At 67.5% G+C, this 19926-nt stretch carries 21 protein-coding genes and 1 pseudogene; 6 read left to right on the forward strand and 16 right to left on the reverse strand.

The window, feature by feature from the left end; genetic code table 11:
• Positions 1 to 3: 3 nt before the first annotated feature.
• Both BN4332_RS13650 and BN4332_RS13655 read right to left on the reverse strand, forming a co-directional pair.
• Positions 4 to 525, reverse strand: coding sequence for a hypothetical protein (locus tag BN4332_RS13650; protein ID WP_066898922.1), 522 nt, complete (start codon positions 523 to 525; stop codon positions 4 to 6).
• Between the two features lie 433 nt (positions 526 to 958).
• On the reverse strand, positions 959 to 2182 hold the full coding sequence (locus tag BN4332_RS13655) for a hypothetical protein (protein ID WP_066898923.1): 1224 nt from the start codon (positions 2180 to 2182) through the stop codon (positions 959 to 961).
• 30 nt (positions 2183 to 2212) lie between these two features.
• Between BN4332_RS13655 and coaA the strand changes: the two genes are divergently transcribed.
• Positions 2213 to 3151 (forward strand): type I pantothenate kinase, encoded by a 939-nt coding sequence (gene coaA / locus BN4332_RS13660; RefSeq protein ID WP_066898924.1) that lies wholly within the window; start codon positions 2213 to 2215, stop codon positions 3149 to 3151.
• An 8-nt stretch (positions 3152 to 3159) separates the two neighbouring features.
• On the opposite strand, the gene BN4332_RS13665 is transcribed toward coaA, so the two are convergent.
• The 5 genes from BN4332_RS13665 to BN4332_RS13685 all read right to left on the reverse strand — a co-directional run bounded on the left by BN4332_RS13665 (position 3160) and on the right by BN4332_RS13685 (position 7137).
• On the reverse strand, positions 3160 to 3732 hold the full coding sequence (locus BN4332_RS13665) for a hypothetical protein (RefSeq protein ID WP_066898925.1): 573 nt from the start codon (positions 3730 to 3732) through the stop codon (positions 3160 to 3162).
• 118 nt (positions 3733 to 3850) lie between these two features.
• Positions 3851 to 4264: a hypothetical protein gene (locus BN4332_RS13670; protein WP_066898926.1), complete on the reverse strand. Its 414-nt coding sequence runs from the start codon at positions 4262 to 4264 to the stop codon at positions 3851 to 3853.
• 120 nt (positions 4265 to 4384) lie between these two features.
• Positions 4385 to 4792, reverse strand: coding sequence for a hypothetical protein (locus BN4332_RS13675; protein ID WP_066898927.1), 408 nt, complete (start codon positions 4790 to 4792; stop codon positions 4385 to 4387).
• A 136-nt stretch (positions 4793 to 4928) separates the two neighbouring features.
• Positions 4929 to 6299, reverse strand: a complete 1371-nt coding sequence (locus BN4332_RS13680; RefSeq protein WP_066898928.1) for a hypothetical protein — start codon at positions 6297 to 6299, stop codon at positions 4929 to 4931.
• A gap of 46 nt (positions 6300 to 6345) precedes the next feature.
• Positions 6346 to 7137 carry a (2Z,6E)-farnesyl diphosphate synthase gene (locus BN4332_RS13685; RefSeq protein ID WP_066898929.1) on the reverse strand — a complete coding sequence of 264 codons (792 nt, stop codon included), beginning with the start codon at positions 7135 to 7137 and terminating at the stop codon, positions 6346 to 6348.
• Positions 7138 to 7192: 55 nt separating this feature from the next.
• Between BN4332_RS13685 and trhA the strand changes: the two genes are divergently transcribed.
• Positions 7193 to 7936 carry a PAQR family membrane homeostasis protein TrhA gene (gene trhA, locus BN4332_RS13690; protein WP_066898930.1) on the forward strand — a complete coding sequence of 248 codons (744 nt, stop codon included), beginning with the start codon at positions 7193 to 7195 and terminating at the stop codon, positions 7934 to 7936.
• Positions 7937 to 8002: 66 nt separating this feature from the next.
• Here trhA and BN4332_RS13695 read toward each other — a convergent pair whose 3' ends face one another.
• The 4 genes and pseudogenes from BN4332_RS13695 to mca all read right to left on the reverse strand — a co-directional run bounded on the left by BN4332_RS13695 (position 8003) and on the right by mca (position 11632).
• A complete protein-coding gene (locus BN4332_RS13695) occupies positions 8003 to 8377 on the reverse strand; it encodes a nuclear transport factor 2 family protein (protein ID WP_160110849.1) in 375 nt (124 codons plus the stop codon).
• A gap of 10 nt (positions 8378 to 8387) precedes the next feature.
• A pseudogene (locus BN4332_RS13700) lies at positions 8388 to 10396 on the reverse strand (thioredoxin domain-containing protein).
• A gap of 73 nt (positions 10397 to 10469) precedes the next feature.
• On the reverse strand, positions 10470 to 10769 hold the full coding sequence (locus tag BN4332_RS13705; RefSeq protein WP_066898932.1) for a hypothetical protein: 300 nt from the start codon (positions 10767 to 10769) through the stop codon (positions 10470 to 10472).
• Positions 10766 to 11632, reverse strand: a complete 867-nt coding sequence (gene mca / locus BN4332_RS13710; protein WP_066898933.1) for a mycothiol conjugate amidase Mca — start codon at positions 11630 to 11632, stop codon at positions 10766 to 10768. The genes BN4332_RS13705 and mca overlap by 4 nt, the downstream gene beginning before the upstream one ends.
• 91 nt (positions 11633 to 11723) lie before the next feature.
• Between mca and BN4332_RS13715 the strand changes: the two genes are divergently transcribed.
• From BN4332_RS13715 to BN4332_RS13725, 3 genes are all read left to right on the forward strand, one after another.
• Positions 11724 to 12146, forward strand: coding sequence for a DUF4307 domain-containing protein (locus BN4332_RS13715; protein ID WP_066898934.1), 423 nt, complete (start codon positions 11724 to 11726; stop codon positions 12144 to 12146).
• A 234-nt stretch (positions 12147 to 12380) separates the two neighbouring features.
• The gene (gene greA, locus BN4332_RS13720) at positions 12381 to 12875 is read left to right on the forward strand and encodes a transcription elongation factor GreA (protein WP_066898935.1); all 495 of its coding nucleotides are present in this window, start codon (positions 12381 to 12383) and stop codon (positions 12873 to 12875) included.
• A 35-nt stretch (positions 12876 to 12910) separates the two neighbouring features.
• Positions 12911 to 13582 (forward strand): GOLPH3/VPS74 family protein, encoded by a 672-nt coding sequence (locus BN4332_RS13725; RefSeq protein ID WP_066898936.1) that lies wholly within the window; start codon positions 12911 to 12913, stop codon positions 13580 to 13582.
• A 15-nt stretch (positions 13583 to 13597) separates the two neighbouring features.
• On the opposite strand, the gene BN4332_RS13730 is transcribed toward BN4332_RS13725, so the two are convergent.
• From BN4332_RS13730 to BN4332_RS13750, 5 genes are all read right to left on the reverse strand, one after another.
• Positions 13598 to 14755: a cystathionine gamma-synthase gene (locus BN4332_RS13730; RefSeq protein WP_066898937.1), complete on the reverse strand. Its 1158-nt coding sequence runs from the start codon at positions 14753 to 14755 to the stop codon at positions 13598 to 13600.
• A 69-nt stretch (positions 14756 to 14824) separates the two neighbouring features.
• Positions 14825 to 15301 carry a TM2 domain-containing protein gene (locus BN4332_RS13735; protein WP_084459268.1) on the reverse strand — a complete coding sequence of 159 codons (477 nt, stop codon included), beginning with the start codon at positions 15299 to 15301 and terminating at the stop codon, positions 14825 to 14827.
• A gap of 232 nt (positions 15302 to 15533) precedes the next feature.
• Positions 15534 to 16142 carry a hypothetical protein gene (locus BN4332_RS13740; protein WP_235654085.1) on the reverse strand — a complete coding sequence of 203 codons (609 nt, stop codon included), beginning with the start codon at positions 16140 to 16142 and terminating at the stop codon, positions 15534 to 15536.
• A 495-nt stretch (positions 16143 to 16637) separates the two neighbouring features.
• Positions 16638 to 18044, reverse strand: coding sequence for a cystathionine beta-synthase (locus BN4332_RS13745; RefSeq protein ID WP_066898938.1), 1407 nt, complete (start codon positions 18042 to 18044; stop codon positions 16638 to 16640).
• Positions 18045 to 18073: 29 nt separating this feature from the next.
• Positions 18074 to 19111, reverse strand: a complete 1038-nt coding sequence (locus BN4332_RS13750) for an alpha/beta hydrolase (protein WP_066898950.1) — start codon at positions 19109 to 19111, stop codon at positions 18074 to 18076.
• Positions 19112 to 19304: 193 nt separating this feature from the next.
• On the opposite strand from BN4332_RS13750, the gene BN4332_RS34355 reads away from it, so the two are divergent.
• Positions 19305 to 19926, forward strand: a 622-nt coding sequence (locus BN4332_RS34355) for an SGNH/GDSL hydrolase family protein (protein ID WP_066898939.1), incomplete at its 3' end; no start/stop codon positions are given.

Consider the following 19926-nt stretch of genomic DNA (forward strand, 5'->3'; position numbering starts at 1 on the left):
AGCCTAGTCGGGCCGGTTGTCGCCGTTGACCGGACCCGGGCCTGAGTAGCCGGGCGGATGACCCGGGTAGGGATACGGCGGTGCGGGTGGCGCCATGACCGCGCGGCCCCGGGTGAGTTTCGTCAGCAGCACGAACCACGCAATCGGCCCGGCGAATACGCAGCCCCACCAGAGCAGCAGACTCACAGTTTCCGACCAGGGCGGCTCACCGAGCAAGGCCATCAGGATGGACGGGAAGGTGCCGCTGTCACCGCCGTCGACGCTGAACAGGCCGAAGCCGAACATCGCGGACCACACGACGACCTGCGCTCGCGCCTGCCCGGTAGTCACTCCCGGGCTCGGCAAGCGGTGCATCATCTTCGTCGTCACCGTCAGGCAGATCAGCAGCGCGGGGGAAGCGAGGACGACGAATACCGTGATCCAGCCGAGCGGCACGAACAGTCCCCGCCCGATTGCCATCCATAGCACCAACAGAATGTTGATCGGCGTGGCCACCGCCGGGACGTCGCTACGCACACCCGACATCGTCGCAGCTTAACCGCGCACGACACCTGCAGGACCCGCAGATGNAGGTCTACCCTTTCTCTTAAACCCATCAAGATGTGAAAAAGAAACAGGTCAGGCCCGCCCCACGCGCCACCAGGCCAGGGAATCGTGATGGGCGACGGCGTACCCCCCTGCTCGCCATTCACGCTTACGACGGGATCGGCGGTAGCCACCGCCGCGGACCCGATGAGTCCGGCCATCGCGCCCGCCACCACGGCCACACCGGCCATGAGCTTGACTCGGTTCGATCTCGTACTCGCTGCAGCCATGTCGACTCTCCTTGTCGCCACCCCGGTTACGTCGCCGCGATACTCAGCAAACACTCTACTCTTCAACGACAAACCGGCGCGGCCATCGGCCCCCGAGCACCGGACGCGTGGCAACTGCTCAGCAAACTCGTCGGCCAAGAGGGCTACAGCGTGGACGGGATCAGCGGCTCATCGAGCAGCCGACCGAATCGCTCGGTCAGCGTCACCCCGTCGGGCCGGTCGTCCAGCCACCCGCGCAGCAGCCGGTAGCCCTCGATGTAGGTGCTGGTGTAGGCCCGCCACAGCGGCGAGGACAGGAAACGCAGGGACTGCCGCGCCCGGGTGTCGTCGATCAGCAGCCACCGCTTGAGGAACTCCACGACCTCGTCGACGTCGCGGTGCTCGTCGTGCAGCATCAGCGCCGCGTCCTGTCGCACATCGGCCAGACCGGCCACGGCCTCGGAGATCGCCTCGGCGCGCTGTCCGTCGAACCGCAGCCCCAGATCGGCGTAGATGTCGGCGGCCCAGGTTCCCCAACCGGGCCCAACGATGGCGTACAGCGCCAGATCGGCCAGGCCCTCGGCCATCAGGCATTGCGGGGTGTTGACGAGGAAGATCGTCTGTTCGGCCTGGCCGTCGCGGGCCACCAGGCCGGCCTCTTTGCGGCAGTGCTCGGTGTGGTGGCCGGGATAGGACTCGTGGGCGACGAGCCGCGGCAGATTCGCCATCTGCTGTTTGAGGTCGGCGTTGACGGCGACGGTGGACTTGTAGTCACCCAGGTAGTAGTTGAAGCCCGACCATGGCTTGTCGGTGACCACCTCATAGGTGATGGTCTCGGCCTCGGGCAGCGGGTAGGCGGCACGCACCTTGTCACGCAGCGCCGACGAGAACGCGTGGATGCACTCCTCCAACCGCGCCGGCGGGATCTCGTCGCCGGAGCGATGCGCGGCCATCCGCTCGGCGAGCGGGCCGGAGCCACCGAGGGCCTCGTCGAGTTTGACGTGGGCCTGGCGGTATTTCTCCGGATCGCCCTTGCCGATCCGGACGTCGAAGTAGGCCTGCACCTCGTCGACGAATCCGACGTCCTCACCGGCGAACTTGCGGCCCGCGCAGTTGAGCGCGCGCAGGTGTGCGGCGATGTACTCGGCGCGGTCGCGGTCGAGGTCGTCGGGGATCTGGCCGAGCAACCGATCGGCCTGACGGGCCAGGTCGGCCGGGTCGGGCGCGGGCTCGTTCTCGACCGTCCGACGCAGCTGCGGGTCACCGGTGAAGGAGTCGACGTAGCCGTCCTCGACGCGGTTGAAGCGCAGTCCGAGCAGCAGATACTCGCGGACGAAGGTGTCGGAACCCGTCGCCGAAGCGCTGCCAATGTCCATCCCGTTACCCATGCCCTCAACCGTAAATGCAAGACTGACCGAATGCCGCGGCCGAGCGAGCCGAGCCCCTATGTGGAGTTCGACCGAAGTCAATGGCGTGCACTGCGCATGTCGACACCGCTGAAACTCAACGAGGACGAGCTGCTGCGCCTGCGAGGTATGGGCGAAAAGCTCGACATCCTCGAGGTCGAAGAGGTCTACCTGCCGCTGGCCCGGTTGATCCACCTTCAGGTGGCCGCCCGGCAGCGACTGTTCGCCGCCACCGCGGAGTTCCTCGGTGAGCCGCAGCAGAATCCGGACCGCCCGGTGCCGTTCGTCATCGGAGTCGCGGGCAGCGTCGCGGTCGGGAAATCGACCACGGCCCGTGTGCTGCAGGCCCTGCTGGCCCGCTGGGGCCACCATCCGCGCGTGGATCTGGTCACCACCGACGGCTTTCTCTACCCCAACAAGGAGCTCAACCGCCGGAACCTCATGCACCGCAAGGGGTTCCCGGAGAGCTACGACCGGCGCGCCCTGATGCGGTTCGTCACCGCGGTGAAATCCGGCGCCGACGAGGTCTGCGCGCCGGTGTACTCACACCTGCTCTACGACATCGTGCCCGGAGAGAAGCAGGTGGTGCGTCACCCCGACATCCTGATCCTGGAGGGTCTCAACGTCCTGCAGACCGGCCCGGCGCTGATGGTGTCGGACCTGTTCGATTTCTCGGTATACGTCGACGCACGCATCGAGGACATCGAGCAGTGGTACATCTCCCGGTTCCTGACCATGCGGTCGACGGCGTTCGCCGATCCGGCCTCACACTTCCACCACTACTCGACGCTGACCGACGAGCAGGCCGTGTTCGCCGCCCGCGACATCTGGCATTCCATCAACCGGCCCAACCTGATCGAGAACATCCTGCCGACCCGGCCGCGGGCCACCCTCGTGCTGCGCAAGGACTCCGACCACTCGATCAACCGGCTGCGGCTGCGCAAGCTGTAGCGGCGGGCTCAGACCCGTTCCCAGCCGCCCCACTCGTTGCCGGCGAATCGTGTGCCGTCGGGAATCACGAAGTGGTGCAAGAACACCTGGAGCGCGGGCTGCATGCGCTGGTGCAGGTCGGTCATCGCGGTGACGAGTTCAGGCGTCATCGGATCCTGCCCTTCGGGCTTCTTCGGCGGGATCAGCCCGAGGTGCAGCGCCATCTCCAGTTGGTAGAAGGTGAAATCGCCGTAGGGCCGCTTGGGGTCGCACCCGGGCACGTCCTCGTCGAAGTAGGGATCGAACAGTTCCCAGCTCATCTTCGCCAGCAGCGTGCGGTGCTGATCGGTGAAGCCGAACGACCCCGACTCGGGCAGCGTCTCGACGAACAACGAGTACTCGTGGTCGGCCGGCGGCCGCGCATAGGAATATTCGCCCGCGGCACAGGCACCGAATCCGGTGGCGATGCGCAACAGGTCGAGGTCGCGAGGCTCGGTCTCCCAGTCCGGCGGGAAACACGGTGCGCCTACTTCGGTTCCGTCCCAGCCGACCCGTACCGCTCGCAGTCGCTCGGTGTGCTCAGGTGCCCACTGCAATTCCACCCGGCCATTATCAGGCACGGGCGACGCCAAAAGCATTGTTTGCGAGCAGAGTTGGACGCACGTTCACATGGGACAGCGCCCGAAGCCCGCGGGGGCTCCGGGCGCTGCTTGGTTGCGGTCAGGCCGGGATCCGGCGAACGCCGACGTACTGCCATTCGGCCATTGCCAGCGTGTAGATGCCTGCGACGATGACGAATACGACGCCTGCGGTGGTCAACGCCATGGTGAAGACGGCCACCAGGGCGATCACCGTGCACGCGGCATTGGCGATCACGGTGCCGATGCCTGCGGGGCGCACCCGCTCGATTCCGGCGAGGGCGAACACCACGATGCCGTAGACGACCGAGAAGATGCCGACGCCGTACTCGACGGATACCGGGAGCCCGGTGAGGTCGGCGAACCAGCCTGCCGCGGCCAGCAGGGCGATCCCACAGATACCGACGATGACGGCGTCGGCCCGCATGGCCAGGCGCAGCAACGAATCGGCGCCCTTCCTGGTGCCTGCGGCTCCGTTGGCGGTGATGGCGGTCATGATTCTCCTTCTCTGGTGGGTGATATCGGTGGTGTATTCACATCGCGAGCGGTGGAGCACGGTGCGGGGTCGCGCGCCGTAACCTCTTCCGGCGGCACCCCGCACCGGCTCGGGAGGGAGTCACGCCAGACGGCGCACTCCGCGGTATTGCAGCCACGCCAGCACTGCGGTGGCGACGACGAATCCGAGGACCATCTCGACGCCGGCCCCGGTCAACGGCAACCAGCCGGCCGCCAACGCCACGACAGTGGTGACGGCGAAGGCCACATTCCCGGTGAACACGCCGACGCCGACGCGCCGGACGCCGGAGACGGCCGCCAGCACGTACAGCAGTGCGCCGTAGCCCACCAGTGCGGCGCCGATCAGCCAGCCCGCGGTGGCCGAAAGGCCCGCGATCCGGGCCAGTTGGTCGGCGGCCATCGCCACGAGCAGGCCGACGCCGGCACACAGGGTGGCGTCGGCGCGGAGGGCGAACCGCAGCAGGGAGTCGGTCGAGTCGGACAGTGGTCGGGTGACGATGGCGGTCATGTCGGGCTCCTCGGCGATGAGGGGGTCGATCGGTGGAACACCTTCGACACTGCTCGCCGGCCGCTGCCAGATCGATGCAGATCACTGCCAAGCACTGCCAACCGCAGGTCAGCGCTGTTTCAGGAGGAGCGGTGGCCTATCGCCCGGCCGGGACCACCGGCGAGAGATCCCCGCGCAGATCGGCCGCGATCACCCGCGCCGCGGCGTTCTGCCAGTTGTGCAGGGACCGCTGGGGCACCTCGGTGACGAACCACTGCCAGGCCTGCCGGGCGACGGGGTCGAGGCCGGCGGCGGTGGCGTTCTGCGCGTACGCGCGGACCCCGACGACGTAGGGGAAGTACAGCGAGTTGTAGTGGCGCCACTGCTCGGTGGTGCCGAAGTCGCCGCCGTCGCGGGGCTTGAGCGCGGCGATGCGGTCGGCCAGCAATGCCTTGAGTTCGTTGGCCCGTTCCAGCGGCTGATCCGGTGCCCCACGCTCGGCGAGCCGGGCATCGATGGCGGGCAACGCGGTGAGTGGGCTGGCGACGAGCTTGGACAGGTCGCCGTAGTGGCCGAGGGCGCGACGGGTGAGCCGGGCGAAGGCCTCGTCGTCGATGCCACCCAGCGGGTGGTCCGATCGCAGCGGCAGCGCCGCCTCGGTTTGCCGCAGCGCCTCACGATCTGCCCGGAGGTCCGGTGATCTCGCGAAGGCCAGCCGGTCGAACAGCCCGGCCAGCGGATCGGCCAGCACTTCCACGGCGACGGCGACGGCCAGGCTGGTGAACAACAGGATCGTCATCACGGTGTGGCCGGTGCCGGAGTCCAGCACCATCATCCCGATCATTGCCTGCGCGGCGAACGGAACCGCGATCACCAGCGTGCCGATGATCGAGCGGCGCATGTCCACCCGCAATGCCTGGCCTTCGTCGAACGCGTCCCAGATCGCGACCGCCACCCCGAGCAGCGCGACGTCGAACCCGGTGGAGGCCAGGGCCAACCAGCTCGGCACCAACCCGAGCGGGATCACCAGGATCACGTTGCCCAGGGCGAAGAACAGCGTCGCGACGATGATGAAACCGACCACCGATCGGGGCTTCGCACCGCCGAGGACCGCCTTGATCATGGCGCCCAGCGCGGACAGCGAGATCACCGCGAACATCACCCAGTGCCCGGTGCGCAGCGGGCCGTCGACGCTGCCGGCCAGGGCGGCCCCGGCCAGCGCCAGGACCGCGACGGCGAAAATGGCAGCGACCTCGCCGACGCGGGACCGGAAGGTGTCGGACGGCCGCGCCAGCTCGACCATCACCGCGAACCAGGCGATGCCCGGCAATGCCACCAGATAGATCTCGACGCGGCTGAGTAGCTCCGAGCCGGTGACCACCCGCACCGCGTCGAGGGCGACGACGAGCGCGAAGCTGGTCAGCCCGATCGCGGCGAGAACCAGAACGGGCTTACGCGGGTCGCGGGCGAGCAGATACAGACCCAACCACCAGCTGAGGGTGAAGACCACCGCCGACAGCGCAGCCATAGGTTCAGTTTGGCACGGCGATGAGCGCTGGCGCGAAGAGCAGAATCTATCGTCCGAACCGACGATGCCGAGCCGTGTAATCCCGCAGGGCACGCAGGAAGTCGACGCGCCGGAATGCCGGCCAGTACGCCTCGGTGAACCACATCTCCGAATAGGCGCTCTGCCACAACAGGAATCCGGACAGGCGTTGCTCGCCAGAGGTGCGGATGACGAGGTCCGGGTCGGGTTGGCCGGAGGTGTAGAGGTTTTCCGAGATGCCGTCGACGGTGACCGCTTCGACGAGTTGCTCGGCCGTGGCGCCGTTGGCCAGTTCCTTCGACAACAACGAGCGCACGGCGTCCACGATCTCCTGCCGCCCGCCGTAGGCGACGGCGACGTTCACGTGGAACTTCCCGCCCCTGCCGTTGGTCGATTCGACCGCCTCCCGGAGCCGGCGGGCCGGCTCCTCCCCCAGCAGCTCCAGATCGCCGACCGTGCGGACGGTCCAGGTGTTCGACGGAGCGCAGATCTCCTCGACCACATCGGTGATGATCTCCAGCAGGGCCGACAGTTCCTCGGGATCGCGTTGCAGGTTCTCGGTCGAGAGCAGATAGACGGTCGTCATCTCGATTCCGGCGGCCTGGCACCAGCGCAGCATCTCGGCGATCTTGGCCGCGCCCATCCGGTAACCGATGCTGACGTCGTCGTAACCCGCGTCACGTGCCCAGCGGCGATTGCCGTCGCAGAGCACCGCAATATGCCGAGGCAGTTCGGATCTGGACCGCGCCAGTTCCTGGCGCAACCGCATCTCGTAGAGCCGATAGGCCGGTTCCTTGAGCCGCGGGGGAATGATGTCCACGAGAGTCCAGACTACTGTGAGCGTCGGGGTACACCACGGTTCTAATGGAGGTGACATGACTGCGCCGACGGGTAGCACCAAGCCCTACCGCTCAGCGGCCGCAATGAGCCGACCCGCCGAAGACCTCCCCGAAGCAGTCGCCGAAGGCGTCGCCCAGTTCCTCGGCAGACCACGGGCACGCGGCTGGATTCACGTCTACTCGGCGGTCGTGGCCTTCATCGCCGGTGCGGCACTGGTGTCGGTGTCATGGTCGGTGGAATCGACGCGGGCGGGCCTGGCCACCCTGCTCTACACCTTCACCATCGTGGCGATGTTCGCGGTCAGTGGCACCTACCACCGGGTGACCTGGAAGTCCGCCAACGCCCGGAAATGGATGAAGCGCCTCGATCACTCGATGATCTTCATCTTCATCGCGGGCAGCTACACCCCGTTCGCGCTGCTGGCGCTGCCCGAGTCCAAGGGCATGGTGCTGTTCTGGATCGTGTGGGGCGGCGCGATCGCCGGCGTGCTGCTCAAGATGTTCTGGCCGTCGGCCCCACGCTGGCTCGGGGTGCCGCTGTACATCCTGCTGGGCTGGGTCGCGGCCTGGTTCATCGGGCCGATCATGCACGGGGCCGGTGTGGCCGCAGTGGTGCTGCTGATCGTCGGTGGCGCGCTCTACAGCATCGGCGGCGTGCTCTACGCGCTGAAATGGCCCAACCCCTGGCCGACGACCTTCGGCCATCATGAGTTCTTCCACGCCTGCACCGCGGTAGCGGCGATCTGCCACTACATCGCCATGTGGTTCGCCGTCTTCTGATCCCTCGGCACGCCAGACACACAAGAGCCCCGCACCGCCGGCAGCGATGCGGGGCCCGCGAATGAGCTAGAGCGTGACGGCGTCGGCCTGCGACCAGTAGGCCTTCATCGAGGAGATCTTGCCCTCTCCGTCGAACACCATCACGTCGATGGGCTCGATCCGCATGCTGCTCGCGCCGAAGTCCAGCGTGAGCCGGAAGTGGAACGCGGCCTCGTGCCCGGCGACCCGCAGCGTCACCAGCTCGGCCTTGCCCTTGACGTTCTCGATGTTGGCGTAGAACCCGCGGATGGCGGCCCGCCCGATGTGCACCTCACCGCCGCCCACCGGATCCTCGACGGTCGCGTCGTCGGCATACAGCGCGGCGATCTCGTCGGCACTTCCGCTGGAGACCAGCTCGAGATAGCGGTTCACGGTCTGGGTGATCTGCTCGGCGTTGGGCATGGCCGCGAGGCTACACGGCGCCACTTCCGCCGTCGCGCGGTTCACCACCCAGCGAGACGGCGAGTTCCTCGACCGTGGTGACGGGCAGATCGCACACCGTGCCGCGACAGACGTAGGCGGCGTCGGCACCGTCGACGCGGTCTCGTCCCTTGAGCAGTTCGGCCGAGTCGACGGCACCGCCGATGACGACGGCCCCACCGGGGGCCATCCGGCGGGCGGCCGCCAACAGCTCAGAGGACGGCTCAGCGGCCACCGCGATCTGGATCGGTCCGCGTACCTGCGCCTCGGCCACCGCCAGCCAATGCCCTCCGGAACGGGCCGCCCGGGCCAGGATCGGCGTGGCCGACGACAAAGTCGCCTGGCCGCATCGACATAACGCTGCGAGCCGGTCAAATATCCCGCCGCCTGCAGCGCCTCGGCGATCAGCGAGGCACCCGACGGTGTCGCCCCGTCGATCGGGTCGGCCGGTCGCACCATGAGCTGTTCGGCGTCGTCGGCGGTGTCGAACCAGCGGCCCGGTTGCTCGGGATCCGCAAAGTGCTCGAGCGCGGTGTCGAGCAGCCCGACCGCCTCGGCCAAACCCGTCCCGGTGAGCTGATAGAGCGTCAGCAGCGCGGTGGCCAGCGCCGCGTGATCCTCCAGGATCGCCGCACTCTCCCCCACTCGGCCGCCCAGGCTGGCCCGTCGCAACCGTCCGCCCACCATGTGCAGATTAAGCATCCGGCTCGCGCAATCGGTTGCGGCGGAGAGGTATTCGGGTCTGTCGAGCGCTATAGCCGCTTCGGCGAGCGCGGTGATCGCCAGCCCGTTCCAGGCCGTGACCACCTTGTCGTCACGCGCCGGCTGGGGGCGCTGTGCGCGCGCCGCCGACAACGCCGCACGCACCGACGCGAAGCGCGAGTCATCGTCGGGATCGCGGTGCAGTTGCAGCACCGACGCGCCGTGCTCGAACGTGCCCCGCGCGGTCACCCCGAAAAGCGAAGCCGCCCAGGCTCCGTCGTCGTCGCCCAGAACCGAGCGCAGTTCGTCCGGCGTCCACACGTAGGTCAGCCCCTCACGCCCGCCTGCGTCGGCATCCAGTGACGAGGTGAACATGCCGCCGGCACCGAGATCCGATAGGATGAACGCAGCGGTCTCGTCAGCGACCCTGCGCGCCAAGGGATCTCCGGTGCGGCGGGCCAGATGCGCGTAGGCCCGCAACAGCAGCGCATTGTCGTAGAGCATCTTCTCGAAGTGCGGCACCACCCAGTGCGGGTCGACGCTGTAGCGGGCGAATCCACCGGCCAGCTGGTCGTAGATGCCGCCGCGGGCCATCGCCGAACACGTGCGCTGCACCGCGGTCAGCGCCGCGACCGATCCGGTGCGTTCATGGTGGCGCAGCAGCCCCTCCAGCAGTGCCGAGGGCGGGAACTTGGGCGCGCCCGATTGGTTGTTGAAGAAGCCGCCACGGTCTGCGTCCTCGTCGTTGAGCACGGCAGCCACTGCGTGGTTGCACAGCTCGGGCCCGACGGGCGAGCCGCCGCCGGGCAGCCCGGCCGACATCTTGCGCAATTCGGTGGCGATCTGGTCGGAGGCCCGCTCGACCTCGTCACGCCGGTCCCGCCAGGTTTCGGCGACGGCGTCCAGCAATTGCAGGAACCCGAGCTTCGGGTAGTACGTACCGCAGAAGAACGGCCGGCCGTCAGGGGTCAGGAAGCAGGTCATCGGCCAGCCGCCCTGTCCGGTCAGCGCCACGGTGGCGTTCATGTACACCGCGTCCAGATCGGGACGCTCCTCACGGTCGACCTTGATGCAGACGAAGCCGTCGTTGAGCACCGCGGCAACGTCGTCGGACTCGAAAGATTCGTGCGCCATGACATGGCACCAGTGGCACGCCGCATACCCGATGGACAGCAGAATCGGGACATCCCGCGATGCGGCCTCGGCGAGCGCTTCGGGCGACCACTCCTGCCAATGCACCGGATTGTCGGCGTGCTGGCGCAGGTACGGGCTGGTGGACTCGCTCAGTCGATTGGCCACGCCCTCACGTTAGGCCTCCGAGCGCCGCCGGATGCCGTACATCCGGCGACTTCCTGGTCGAGCGCGTATCCGCTCAGTCGGCGGCGGCGCCGCCCGCCGGCTTGTCGGGCTTGCCGCCCTCGGCGTTCTCGACGTCCACGTTCTCCACGGTGCCATCGTCGGCGGCCTGGTCGGGCTCGGGATGCTCGCGGTCGAAGGATTCGGGCAGCTTACGCAGGTGCCGGTTCATCGACCAGACCAGAGCGAAGGTCCCGACCAGCAGCGCGACCGTGATCAGCAGGCCGAGCGGGGTCGCCTTGCCGAACTCCGGCCCGGTGTTCCTGGGCTCATCGGCGGCGAGCAGTGTCATCACTGCGGTCAAAGTGTCGATCATTTCTCAATCCCGGTGAACAGGTCGTCTTCCGGCAGATTCACCGGCACGCGCGACCGCGCCAACTCGAACTCCTCAGTCGGCCAGAGCCGCTGCTGCCACTCGATCGGCGCATGGAAGAAATCGCCTTTCGGGTCGATCTGGGTCGCGTGCGCGCGCAGCGCATCGTCACGCTGGCTGAAGTACTCCGAGCATTCAACACGGGTGGTGACCCGGTTGGCGAACACGTCGTGATCGGGATCCCAGTGCTCCAGCCATTTGCCGAAGGGGCCCTGCTGACCGTTCTTGGCGAACTCGTCCTGCAACAGCTGCATGCGTTGGCGCAGGAAGCCGTGGTTGTAGTACAGCTTCGACACGCTCCACGGTGTCCCGGCCTCGGGGAACAGCCGGTAGTCGGCCGCGGCCTCGTAGGCCGCCACCGACACCTCGTGGCAGCGGATGTGGTCGGGGTGCGGGTAGCCGCCGTTCTCGTCGTAGGTGGTCAGCACATGGGGCTGGAATTCCCGGATCACCCGGACCAGGCGGCTGACCGGCTCGGCGAGCGGCACCAGGGCGAAGCAGCCCTCCGGCAGCGGGGGCGGCGGGTCACCCTCGGGCAGGCCCGAGTCGACGAATCCCAGCCAGTGATGCTCGACGCCGAGGATCTCGGCGGCCTTGGCCATCTCGTCCCGGCGCACCTCGTGGATCCGGCCGTGCACCTCGGGCAGGTCCATCGCCGGATTGAGAATGTCGCCGCGCTCGCCGCCGGTGAGCGTCACAACCATGACGCGCACGCCTTCCGCCGCGTAGCGCGCGGTGGTTGCCGCACCCTTGCTGGACTCGTCGTCCGGGTGGGCATGCACCGCCATCAACCGCAGTTCACTCATTTCGCCTTCATCTAACTACGGCGCCCTCTTACCTAATCCCGCTGCCTGGTGTCCAGTCGCCAACATGTCTCGCCCTATAGTTCCAGTTCTGATGATCGAACGCCCCGCCGCCCGCTACGGATCCCGCCAAATATCGCGCCGGACCCGGCGTTGGCTGACGTTTGCCCTGGTCGGGCTGGTTGTGGTGGCGGGAGTGATCCTCGCGATCGTGGCGTTCCAGCGGTTGGGCACCGGCGAGGTCAAAGGCGAGCTCTCGGCCTACGAGCTGATCGACAACCAGACGGTGTCGGTGACCGTCGGGGTGACGCGGCCCGATCCGTCGAAACCCGTCGTCTGCATCGTGCGGGCCCGGTCGATCGACGGCAGCGAGACCGGACGGCGCGAGGTGCTGGTGGGCCCGTCGGATCAGCGCGTGGTGCAGGTGACGGCCGAGGTGAAGTCGAGCCGACCCCCCGTTGTCGGCGATGTCTACGGGTGCGGCACCGATGTGCCGTCCTACCTGGTAGCGCCCTGATTCTGCGGCTCGCAACAAACGTCGAACAGCTATTACATGAAGATTCGTTGGCCGCTCGGTGGTACGATTGTGCGATACACGGTTCCTCGCTGGGGCCGTGTATTGCTGCATTAGCGCCCGATTAGGACGCTGACGCCCGCGGCAATACACGCGCATGCTCCGGCCCGGAATCGACGGACCTCTTTTGCGCAAAAAACGCGAGAGCACCGCAAGACTAGACAGGAGCGCGAGAACATGACCGACACACAGGTCACCTGGCTCACTCAGGAGGCATTCGACCGGTTGAAGGCGGAGCTGGATCAGCTGATCGCCAACCGGCCGGTGATCGCCGCCGAGATCAACGACCGTCGCGAAGAGGGCGATCTGCGCGAGAACGGCGGCTACCACGCCGCCCGCGAAGAGCAGGGCCAGCAGGAGGCCCGCATCCGCCAGCTGCAGGAGCTGCTCAACAACGCCAAGGTCGGCGAGGCACCCAAGCAGTCCGGTGTGGCGCTGCCCGGCTCGGTCGTCAAGGTGTACTACGACGATGACAAGAAGGACACCGAGACGTTTCTGATCGCCACCCGCCAGGAGGGCATCAGCGACGGCAAGCTCGAGGTGTACTCCCCCAACTCCCCGCTGGGCAGCGCGCTGATCGACGCCAAGGTGGGCGAGTCGCGCACCTACACCGTGCCCAACGGCACCACCGTCAAGGTCACTCTGGTCAGCGCTGAGCCCTACCACGCCTGACGGCACGTCCCGGGGGAAGCACTACAGTCGGGGAAATGGCGCAAATCGCCGAAGACCTGTTCCTGCTGTTGCTGGATAACGCGGCCGCGCAGCCCGCACTGGACCGCCAGCGCAGGGAGAAGGTACTCAGCGCCGCGGTATTGCTGGATTTGGCCTACGCCTGCCGGATCCGTCCCGCCATGGGTGGCGAACCGATCGAGGCCGGCCGATTGATCGCGTTGGCCGGCAACTGGCCTGCCGATCCGGTCGGCGACGCGGCGTTCGAACTATTGCAACGCCGTCCGTTGCCGGCCGAGACGGCGCTGGCCAAATTGAGCAGGCACACCCAGCCCGCCCTGGAACAGCATCTCGAACGCATCGGGCAGATCCGGCGAGTCCGGATGCCCGGCAAGGGCTTTCCGGGGCGCACGGTGTACTGCTGGCCGCTGACCAACCGGGATCGGGTCAGTCAGGCCCGGACTGCGCTGTTGGCGGCGTTGTTCGACGGGCACGCCCCGGTACCGCCCATCGCCGCGATCATCTGCCTGCTGCACGCTGTCGACGGGTTGGGTGCGATCTTGAGCCTCAACGATCGCGGCTGGCGGTGGGTGCATGCCCGGGCCACCGAGATCGCCACGGGCAGTTGGGTGGACGAGACCGCGTCGGCACTGCCGGAGATGAATCTGGCAGTAACGACGTCGGCGCTGCGTCCGGCCCTGATGAACTAGCGGCCTACTCGGGCGCTACTTGCCGAGGGCCTGCTCCAGGTCGGCCAGCAGGTCGGCGGCATGCTCGATCCCCACCGACAGCCGCACCAGATCGTCGGGCACCTCGAGCTGGGAGCCCGCCGTCGACGCGTGGGTCATCGCGCCCGGGTATTCGATCAACGACTCCACGCCGCCCAGTGACTCGGCGAGGATGAAAAGCTCGGTGCGCGAGCATAGTTCACGTGCCGCCCGCGCGCCGCCACGCAACCGCAGGCTCACCATGCCGCCGAATCCGGACATCTGCTTGGCGGCCACCTGATGATTGGGATGGCTCTCCAGGCCGGGATACAGCACGGTCTCCACGGCGGGGTGTCCGTCGAGGAACTCGGCGATCAGCGCGGCGTTTTCGCTGTGCTGACGCATCCGCAGCACCAGCGTCTTGAGTCCGCGCATGGTCAGGTACGCGTCGAACGGCCCCGGCACGGCTCCGGCACCGTTCTGCAGGAACGCGAATGCCGCGTCCAGTTCCTCGTCGTTGGTCAGCAGCGCGCCGCCCACCACATCGGAGTGGCCGCCGATGTACTTGGTGGTCGAGTGCAGCACGATGTCGGCGCCCAGCAGCAGCGGCTGCTGCAGCGCCGGCGAGGCAAATGTGTTGTCCACCAACACCTTGACGCCAGAGGACGACGCGATCTGCACGATCGCGGCGATGTCGGCGATGCTCAGCAGCGGGTTGGTGGGCGTCTCCACCCAGATCATCCGGGTGCGGGGAGTGATCGCCGAGCGGACCGCGTCCAGATCACTGAGCGGGACCGGCGTGTGGGTGACGTTCCACTGCGAGAACACCTTGTCGATGAGCCGGAACGTGCCGCCGTAGGCGTCGTCGGGAATCACCACGTGGTCGCCGGGCCGCAGCACCGCGCGCAGGGCACAGTCGGTGGCGGCCATGCCCGAGGCGAAGGCCCGCCCGTAGGTGGCCTCCTCGACCGCGGCCAGCGACGACTCCAGCGCCTGCCGGGTCGGGTTGCCGGTGCGGGCGTATTCGAATCCGCCGCGCAGGCCGCCGACGCCGTCCTGGGCGAAGGTCGAGCTGGCGTAGATCGGGGTGTTGACGGCACCGGTACCCGGGTCGGGTCGGTAACCGGCGTGGATGGCTTTTGTGGCCAGACCGTGCCACCTGCGCTGTTCACTCATAACGTCATGAGCCTATCGGGGCGGGCAACGGCACGCCCGTCCCGCCACCGAAGTCCGCGCGGCGACCGATCAGCTACGCAGCTTGCGTCCGTACTTGTCGGGAACCGAGCGGGTGAACATCATCACGGAATCCACCAGCGCCCAGATCCCGACACCGGCCACCAGGAACAACCCGACGAACAGGATCGACGTGAGGATGCCGACGATGGTCAGCCCGAGCTGGATCGCGCCGATGTTGGTCGACCCGATGTAGAACCGCCCGACGCCGAACGCGCCCAGGAAGAACTGCAGCAGACCGGCGGTGATGGCGGACTTGTCGGACAGCGGTTCCCCGGTCAGCGGGTCACGACCGAACGGCGCCGACGGGTCGGCGCCATAGGCACCGTAGGCCTGCGGCTGGCCGGCGTATCCCGGCTGGGGCTGCCCGGGGTAGCCCGGTGGGGGCGCCTGGGGCGGATATCCCGGCGGAGGCCCCTGAGGCGGGTCCCCGGCCGGGGGGCCCTGGGGCGGGTAACCGCCGTACGACGGAACCCCTTGCGGCGGCATTCCTTGCGGCGGCGCTCCTTGGGGAGGCACTCCCTGCGGAGGCACTCCCTGGGGAGGCATCCCGTACATGTCCCCCGGCTGATTTGGCATCGACATTGCGGCCCCGACTTTCTCGAACACCGAGCCCCGGTTCGGGGGCATCGGCAGGCTGGAACAAATGATGTCACGGACCACAACGCCCACGGCGCAAGCATTTTCTGCCATACGCGCCGCGGGCGTCGAGTCGGTGGTGCTACGGAGTCAGCGGTGCCACCTGACCGCCGCTGAGCCGCCGCCAGGCGTACACCGTGATCAGCGTGAGCAGCGGGTACGCGACCAGCAGGCCGACGCCGCACACCAGGGCACCGGCCAGGCCGACAGCAAGCGTGACGAGCCAGGTCAAAGCCACCGAACCGAAGTTGGCCTTGGCGATTTCGAAACTGGTCGTGATGCCCTCGATGCCGGGCAGGTTGCGATCCACCACAGCAACCGTGGTGAACATCAACATGATTGCCGCGATGAAGCCCGGGATGATGCACAGGATGACGCCGATACCGATGATGATCGAGGCGACCACCGAGGCGATGATGACGTTGCCGATGTTGCGCGGCCGGAAGAACGACCCGACCGTGACCGGGGTGCCGTTGGCGATATCGAGCATGCCGCCCAGGTAGGCGGACTGGATCACGGCGCCGATCACCACACCGATGAGGGCGATCACGAGCGAGACCACGATGCCCGTCGCGCCCATCGAGAAGCTGTAGGAGCCGGGTTCACTGTCGACCGTCATGAACGGCGCCTGGATCAGCTGGAACAGGTACTGCAACACAATGTAAATGACACCGAACACCAGCGTCGGCACGATCAGCTCGACGGGNAACAGATGGTTATAAGAGACAGGTGCGGCGGAGGCGGGTAGCCGCCGGGCGACGGCGGCGGCGGGAAGCCACCTTGCTGAGGCGGGAAGCCACCCTGCTGAGGCGGGGGCGGGTATCCACCCTCTGGCGGCGGCGGGTAGTTCCCAGGCGGCGGGTAGTTCCCCGGCGGGGGCGGTTGGTCGGTCACGTCGAAAGCTCTCCTCATCTCGGATAGCGCTCCGCTTACGGACGCTACTTTCTGCCAGCACCTAGATGTACAGCGAGCGGAACTGCTCCACAGGCAGATTACGCACCGTCAACCCCCTTTGACAGGACAACACGAGGCCTGTTTCCTCGTGCGCCGACGGCCAGGCGCCGCCGCGGGCGACGGTGGTGTCTGAGTTTGCTAGCCCTAGGCCAGCTCACCCTATCTGAGAAGTCGCTGGACGCAATGCATTCCACGCGGTGTCGGTCACCACCGGATGACGAGGTGGCAGGCGCTAGTGGCGGCTGCCGCCCTCCGACAGGAAGCCCAGAAGATCGTGCCGCGTCAGCACACCAACGGGTTTGCCGTCTTCGACGACCATCACCGCGTCGGATTCGCGCAGAGTCTTAGCTGCGGTGGACACCAGCTCTCCGGCGCCGATGAGCGGCAGCGGCGGGCTCATGTGCTCGGCGACCGCGTCCGCCAGTTTCGCCCGGCCCTCGAACACCGCGGAGAGCAGTTCGCGCTCGGACACACTGCCGGCCACCTCGCCTGCCATCACCGGCGGTTCGGCCCCGACGACGGGCATCTGCGAGACGCCGTACTCCCGCAGGATGCCGATCGCGTCGCGAACCGTTTCCGACGGGTGGGTGTGCACCAGGTCCGGCAGCGCACCGGACTTGCCGCGCAGCACGTCGCCGACCGTCGGCTGCTCGATCGAACCGTCCAGCCGGTTGCGCAGGAAGCCGTACGACGACATCCAGGCGTCGTTGAAAATCTTTGACATGTAACCGCGTCCGCCGTCGGGCAGCAGGACCACGACGACCGAATCGGGCCCGGCCTTGCGGGCCACCTCGATGGCAGCCACGACCGCCATGCCACACGATCCACCGACCAGCAGCGCCTCTTCCCGCGCCAGCCGCCGGGTCATGTCGAACGAATCGGCATCGGAGACGGCGATGATCTCGTCGGGCACGTTGGGGTCGTAGGCCGACGGCCAGAAATCCTCACCGACGCCCTCGACGAGGTAGGGACGGCCGGTGCCGCCCGAGTACACCGACCCTTCCGGATCGGCTCCGACGACCTGCACCGGGCCGCCGTCGCGGCCGGCCGACACCTCCTTGAGGTAGCGGCCCGCGCCGGTGATGGTGCCACCCGTGCCGACCCCGGCGACGAAATGCGTGACCGTGCCGTCGGTGTCGGCCCAGATCTCCGGACCCGTCGTCTCGTAGTGCGACTCCGGCCCCATCGGGTTGGAGTACTGGTCGGGCTTCCAGGCGCCGTCGATCTCGGTGACCAGGCGGTTGGAGACGCTGTAGTAGCTGTCCGGGTGATCCGGCGGCACCGCCGTCGGGCACACCACGACCTCGGCGCCGTACGCGCGCAGGACATTCTGCTTGTCCTCGCTGACCTTGTCGGGGCAGACGAAGATGCACTTGTAACCGCGCTGCTGGGCCACCAGCGCCAGACCGACGCCGGTGTTGCCGGAGGTCGGCTCGACGATCGTGCCGCCGGGCTTGAGTTCACCGCTGGCCTCGGCGGCGTCGATCATCTTGGCGGCGATGCGATCCTTGGAGCTGCCACCGGGGTTGAGGTACTCGATCTTGGCCAGGACCGTGCCCGAGCCTTCTGGGACAACGGAGTTCAGCCGTACCAGCGGGGTGTTGCCGATGAGCTCACTGATGTGCCTGGCTATGCGCATGCGTCAATGGTCTCAGGCCCGCAAAACGGTTACCAGGTGGCCTCTCGAATGTACTCGCCGATCTGGCGCAACGATCGCTTCGCTTCGGACACCAGAGGCGACGCGAGCTGGAAGACGTGCATCTGACCGGGCCAGATCCGGAGCTCGACCGGAACCCCGGCGGCGGCCAGCATGTGCGCGGCCTTGCGGGCGTCACTGAGCAGCGCCTCCGAGCCGGACGCGTGGATCAGCGTGCGCGGTAGACCGGACTCGATGTGGTCGAGCGGCTCGTAGACCGTCTCGCCCTTGCGTTCGGCGGCCGCCTCGACCAGCTCGACGAGTGCGTCGAAGGCCTTGGCCGGGAACATCGCGTCGGAGTGAATGTTGGGGTGGTTGGCGCGCGTCTCGTTGTCGATCTCGAACAGCGGTGACATCGTCACCAGTGCGGCGGGCATCTCCCCCTCGTCGAGCAGCCGCTCGGCCAGGGCCAGCGACAGGTAGCCGCCCGCCGAGTCGCCGGCCAGCACGATCTGCTCCGGCTCGTAGCCGGTCAGCCGCAGCCACTGGTAGGCGTCGTAACAGTCGTCGATCGCGGTGCCCACCGAGTGCTTGGGCACCATCCGGTAGTCCACGACCAGCACGGGGCTGTCGGCGTAGCCCGACAGCGCGGTCACGATGCCGGAGTGCGTGTTGGCCCCGCAGGCCAGGAACGCCCCGCCGTGCAGGTAGAGGATGACGCTGCGCTTCCCGTCGGCGGGCAGCACGCCGTCGGCCCGGACCAGCTGCGCGGTGCAGTGCGGCAGCGCGATCGTGGCCTTGATGGTTCCCGGCACCGGCCGGATCAGCCGAGCGGCGAAGTTGACGAGCCCGAACGGCCACGGAAGATGCGGCACATGGCTACCAATTGCCAAGGTCGGCTTGATTGTCAGCATGGCCGCCAGCGAAGCCAATCGGCCCGCCAGGCTCGGTCCGTCTTCGACGACCTCGACGGGTGCGCCGTCACTGACCGGAAACCTGCGTGCGCGGTGGGGCCTAGCTGGGCGTATGCCAGCGTGATGGGACCTGGTTACCTTGCTCGGTGCAGTCATCGTCACCACTTCCTACGTCTTTGTAGTGCTAGGTGAGCTTCGTCACTCAGACAACCCGGGTAACTTAGCTTGACATCCGTAAACAGTTCAACAGTCAAATAAACTGATTTGATACCGGACTTGATACAGCACTGTGATCGCGGCGACGGTTTCGCCACGCGGAGAACCCGCCCTGTCCACCTAGACTGATCATGTGGGCACATCGCGTCGGGCGACCATCGCCCTCGCCGCTGCGGCAACACTGGCCTCTACGGGATCGGCCTATATCGGAGCGCGCAACCTGCTGAGCGGGCAAGCGGACCAGGCCCGGCAGGTCATCCCCAAATCCTGGGACATCCCGCCACGCGCCGACGGCGTGTACCAACCCGGCGGTGGCCCGGTGCAGAAGTGGGAACGCGGTGTCCCGTTCGACCTGCACCTGATGATCTTCGGCGACTCGACGGCCACCGGTTACGGCTGCCGCGTGGCCGACGAGGTGCCCGGGGTGTTGATCGCGCGCGGGGTGGCCGAACAGTTCGGCAAGCGAATCCGCTTGAGCACCAAGGCGATCGTCGGCGCCACCTCCAAGGGTTTGTCCGGCCAGATCGACGCCATGTTCGTGGCAGGCCCGCCGCCCGACGCCGCCGTGATCATGATCGGCGCCAACGACATCACCAAACCCAACGGCATCGGACCGTCGGCCCGCCGGTTGGGCGATGCGGTCCGGCGGCTGCGCGCGGCGGGGGCCGTCGTCGTGGTCGGTACCTGCCCGGATTTCGGCGTGGTCACCGCCATCCCCCAGCCGTTGCGTGCCTTCACCCGTGCCCGTGGCCTGC

The organism is Mycolicibacterium houstonense (genome assembly GCF_900078665.2).
GTDB classification, from domain to species: domain Bacteria; phylum Actinomycetota; class Actinomycetes; order Mycobacteriales; family Mycobacteriaceae; genus Mycobacterium; species Mycobacterium houstonense.